At 63.0% G+C, this 4,724-nt stretch carries 4 protein-coding genes and 1 pseudogene; 3 read left to right on the top strand and 2 right to left on the bottom strand.

Annotated features, from left to right (window positions below; translation table 11 throughout):
• Positions 1-234 (bottom strand): helix-turn-helix domain-containing protein (locus BLR85_RS27845; protein WP_139188610.1); only part of this gene is annotated, 234 nt, incomplete at its 3' end.
• A 411-nt stretch (positions 235-645) separates the two neighbouring features.
• Entirely contained in the window at positions 646-825 is a 180-nt protein-coding gene (locus tag BLR85_RS27840) for a hypothetical protein (RefSeq protein WP_139188609.1), read from the bottom strand.
• Between the two features lie 1,193 nt (positions 826-2,018).
• On the opposite strand from BLR85_RS27840, the gene BLR85_RS27830 reads away from it, so the two are divergent.
• From BLR85_RS27830 to BLR85_RS27820, 3 genes and pseudogenes are all read left to right on the top strand, one after another.
• Complete coding sequence (locus BLR85_RS27830) at positions 2,019-3,458, top strand: O-antigen ligase family protein (protein WP_093165051.1); 1,440 nt, start codon at positions 2,019-2,021, stop codon at positions 3,456-3,458.
• A 169-nt stretch (positions 3,459-3,627) separates the two neighbouring features.
• Positions 3,628-4,194 (top strand): annotated as a pseudogene (locus tag BLR85_RS29720) (tyrosine-type recombinase/integrase); the annotation flags it as partial.
• 220 nt (positions 4,195-4,414) lie between these two features.
• A partial coding sequence (locus BLR85_RS27820) for a helix-turn-helix domain-containing protein (RefSeq protein WP_170844818.1) occupies positions 4,415-4,724 on the top strand: 310 nt, incomplete at its 3' end.

The following is a 4,724-nucleotide window of genomic DNA, read 5'->3' as shown; positions in this document are numbered from 1 at the left end:
CTTGTCGGCGATGCGCGCCTCAATCCAGCCGGTCACGCCGGCCAGTTTGCGGTGACCACCTCCGTTACCTTGCGGTCGTGGTGTCAGTGATCCGGTTTCCCGCCGCAGCTTGATCAGATCGTTCACAAATCTCGGCGAAACCCGGAAGTGCCGCGCCGCCTCGCGGTGCCCGTGACCTTCATCGACAAAGGCGACGACGCGCTCGCGTAGCTCTATTGGATGTGGTTTGCCCATCTGAGACCCCTATATCTGCCTCAACAGAAGGGAATCACATCACAACCAATCTGGGAAGCCTGAATCAGATAGGCCGCGACACGCTCTAATTGCTGGCTCAAAGAGTACAACCACACCCGCCTGCATCAGGCGCTCGGAATGCGTCCGCTGGCTCCCGAAACTCTACTCAGAAATGGCCCATAGAAATGGGGTTGGACAGTACCGAGACCGCGGATCCGAGGGGATGGAGTCGCGGCTGGAGCCAGGTTCCGCTTCAGCGTGGTTGGTTCCTCCAGTCTGAATGTTTCGCTCCAGCCGAGTGAAGCTGTTACTGGCATGGAATCTTGACTCGGCCGGTTTAGGCGCGGGGGGCATTGACGGGGACGGGTTCGAATCCGTCACGACGACGCAATTCTATTGCAGGATGTGGCGTCAGAAACGAATATTTTTGCGTGATTTTTTCCATAGACGCAATGCGATGCCGAATTTCGAAACGTCCGCCAAAAGTGGGCGCACGGCGGTGGTCGGGCCGGCTGCGCGCTGTAGCACGTCCACTGGATCGCTGGTGTGGAGGAGGATCAAGGCGCTGGATTCGATCTCGTTCAGCAGCACCGGGCCACCGTGCATCTCAGGGACGCCGGTGCCGGAGAGCGAGCAGCCAAGCGAGAAAACCGGCGGTGCCGGGCCGGAGCGAATGGCGCGTGGTACTCGGGCGAGATCCGGCGCGTCGGCTACGGCGTGCCGTGGCCTGAGAGGAGCTGGGGCAGGGGCGTGGCTGCCGCGGTAGGCCAGCCAAAATCGGTGCGCCGGTGATGACACCGGCCGCGTGCCAGTCCTCGGCGATTTCGAAATCGTTCGGGCTCCGCTGCATCAGCGAGACTACCTCCTCGGGGGGCAGCTGACATGGCACCTCGGCAGGAACGCCGCTATGATATCTGGAATGCCAAGACGTCGTGCCGGTCTCGGTTCGGAACCAACCCGTGATCTCCAATTTGAAATTGCCGGCCCCACATAGGAAGAAGTCGCCCTGTGGGCCATCGACGATTCCAGCCGCCACGCCGGATGCAACGGGGACCGTCGCGCGGTAAGCCGGGTAGGCGCGGGCGGCCAGCAGGACTGCGTATCCCCGAGCGCCGAGCCGCAGCGACCAAGGTGCGACGATCCAGTTCAGCGTCTCTGCGCCAATGGCGGCGTCGATGGCGTACGGGGCAAAGCCCCTCCGGTGCCGTGACGGCAGCGCATGTCCAGCACCGCGACGGCAAGGCCGCAGCAGCGGAGCTCCAGGAACCGCATGCCGCCATGGCGGCGATTTCTGTGTGGGAGGTAGATGAGCATTGTCGGCGACCGGGCGCATTCTCTGGCAAGGTCGAAATCGCGGACCGGGCGTGTGCCGTCCGGCGCGGGTTGCGCCTGGTCCGGCAGGACCGGGTTGCCGGCCTTCGCCCGCGATGCTAGCGCGTTGCGGAGCGCGCTAGGATCTGTCGGTAGGGCGAGCACAACGGTCGCTCGAGTTTTCCCACTATTCCGGGCGACTGACCGTTTGTGACCGGAGGGTCAGTTGTGATCGGAGCGAAAGCGACCGGCTGGTCATTGTTGGCTGCGCACAGGATTTTCCCCTGGCTGGCCCCGTTTGCCAACAATCGGCCAATAGACTCGAAACGGCATCCCGCGGCCGCGACGCGGGCTTGTGCGCCCTGCTGCGCTGAGCGACTCAATGCTAGGGGCTTTACCGATGCCATTGCCGGGGTAGGTCAGCCGTGCAAGGGTGGGGGCTGGGTGTGCAGGACAGTGAACGCAGGAGGATCATGACCGTCTTTCCCGCCTCTGCTGTTTTCTTTCTGATCTGGCTTGTCCTGAGTTTTCGGGACGCCGACAGGGGGATTCCGATGACCATCGCCGTGCTGCCCTTCGGCATGTTCGCCGGGGCCGTGGTCGGCGGGCTTTCCATCCTGCTCGCACAGGCGCTGGCGATGCTGACCATCGGGGTGCTGATGCTGCGATGGGTCAGCTTGGGTGCGGTGCAGGCGAACGAGTCCGGCGGCATGCTGCCGGTGCTGCCGAGGGCGGCGCTGTGGCTTGCGATCTTCGCGCTCTATGCGCTGTTCTCTTCCTTGATCTTGGTTCGGCTGTTCCAGGGTAGGTTCATGGTGTTCCCGATGTCGGTGACCTTCAGTGGCACCCCTGTCAGCCGCTACTTCCCCTCCACCATGACGCCCTTGTACCCGAGCAACTCGAACTTCGCGCAGGCGGGATATATCCTGCTCTCCAGCGGGTTCTTCCTTGCCACGGTGCTGGTGGTACGCCGGCGGGGGCTGGCGTTCGTGGAGCGCGGAATGGTCTGGGCGGCGGGAATCAACCTTGCCCTCGGTGCGCTGGATTTCGCGGCGCTGGACGGGCTGCTTTCTCTGATTCGCACCGCCGATTACTCGCTCGCAAATAAGCACACGGTGAGCGGTCTGCCCCGCATCATCGGCGGTTTTGCGGAAGCGTCGAGTTTTGGCTCGGTCTCGGCAGGGTTTTTCGGCTATTTTATGATTTCCTATCTGATCGGCCGGCGAACGCGGGATGGCGCGCTGGCCTGGCTCAGTTTCTCGGCCACTGTGATGTCGCTTTCGAGCACAGGGCTGGCGGCACTGGGAGTGGCGCTGATGCTGGTGGCGCTGCACGCGCGCAGCTACCTCCGGCCGGGGATATCGCGGGTCTTTGCCCATGTGCTTGTGATCTTGGTAGCGGTACTTGCGATCGTTATCAGCCTAACGATGGTGCTTACTCCCGCGCTGGAGATGATATCCAAAGTGCTCGACAAGCTGGTCTTTTCCAAGGGAACGACGCTCTCGGGGATGGAACGCGGAGCCTGGGCGCAGGCGGGGTTCGACGCCTTCGTGGAGACCTGGGGGCTCGGTGCCGGGGTTGGCTCGCTGCGGTCCAACGGGCTTACAGCGGTGCTGCTGGGAACGGTCGGAGTACCGGGCACGCTGGCGTTTCTCGGCTTCGTCTGGCAGGCGGTCGGCCGGCCGTCGCAGAGCGAAGATTTCGAGGTGAGGCGCGTCTTCACCGCCGCCCGGATCGGCACGCTGACGATCCTGGCCTCGATGCTGGTCTCCGGCACGACGCCGGACCCGACATTGCTAATTGCGACCTTTGCGGCGCTGGCTGTGGCCGCGCAGGAGATCGGCGAACGCGCAGCCCGGTCCGGGTCCGACCCGCTGGACGAGGGGCAGAGGCTGGCTGTGAACGACAGCTGAGCGGCAACGCGCGAACCGCGCAGGGGCACTCCAATCCGCCTCAGTGTGCCAGACGTGTGTGAAAGTGTGTAAGCTCTTTGCAATAGTAGACTTATACCAACGGCCCTAGGTCGTGTTGACAAAAGGGATTCACACTCGGCGATAGGCGTGATTCAAGCTGGTATCTGCGATGGAGACCAGCTTGGCACGAGACCTGATGTCGGACGAGGAGTGGGCGTTCTTTGAGCGTTTCATCTTGTCTGTTCGCGCCCCGAATGGGCGCAAACCCACAAACCACCGGCGTGTTCTTGATGGTGTTTTGCCGACCTTCAATGCCCGGGTCATGGCCCTGCGGTTTCTTTTGGTCGTCACCTGCGGCCACGAAGACTTCACGCGGCACCTGCAGTACCGGCGCCAGCCGCGCAAACTGCCGGTGGTTCTGAGCATCGAAGAGGTCAGCGAGCTTCTGACGGTGGCCCCGGGGCCAGGGCTGAAGTACCGGGCCGCGCTCAGCATCTCCTATGGCGCCGGGCTGCGGGCGGCCGAGGTCTGCAGTCTCAAGATCGGCGATATCGACAGCGACCGGATGCTGATCCATGTCGAGCAGGGCAAGGGACGGAAGGACCGCAAGGAGATGTTGTCGCCGGGATTGCTGAACCTGTTGCGCGATTACTGGCGCGAGGCGCGGCCGGAGGGCTGGCTGTTTCCGGGAAAGCCCAGGATCAATGCGATCTCGTCGCGACAGCTGAACAGGGCGTTATTCGAGCGCGGCAGTCGGAAAGGGCCGAGATCGATCAAAACCGCCGGTCACGGGCTCGAACCTTGCCACCCCTTCCACAACCCTTCACAAAATCAGAAAGTTGCCGGCAATTATGACCGGAGAAATGTGTAATACCAACGGCCTCGAGCGCTGACTCGCGCGGGATTCCCATCGGCGTAAGAATCTGAATCACTGCCATCGACGGATGGAGGCTTCGATGGCAGTTGAGATCACGCGGAAGGACATGTCGGCTGGCGAGCTTCGGGCCGCGGCGACACGCACGAAGGATGCGAAGGCGGCCCGGCGGATGCTGGCGATCGCTCTGGTTCTGGAAGGCGCAGATCGCACAACCTCGGCACAGACCTGCGGCATGGATCGACAAACCCTGCGCGACTGGGTGCATCGCCGTAACACCGAGGGGATCGACGGTCTGTCGAACCGCTACTCAGCGGGCCCGACACCGCTCCTGAACGCCGAGCAGAAGGCGGAGCTTGCACAGATGGTGCGTGACGGGCCCGACCTCGCAA

This window comes from Aliiruegeria lutimaris (genome assembly GCF_900099935.1).
Lineage (GTDB): Bacteria > Pseudomonadota > Alphaproteobacteria > Rhodobacterales > Rhodobacteraceae > Tropicimonas > Tropicimonas lutimaris.
This window is presented reverse-complemented; position numbering and strand designations above follow the sequence as displayed.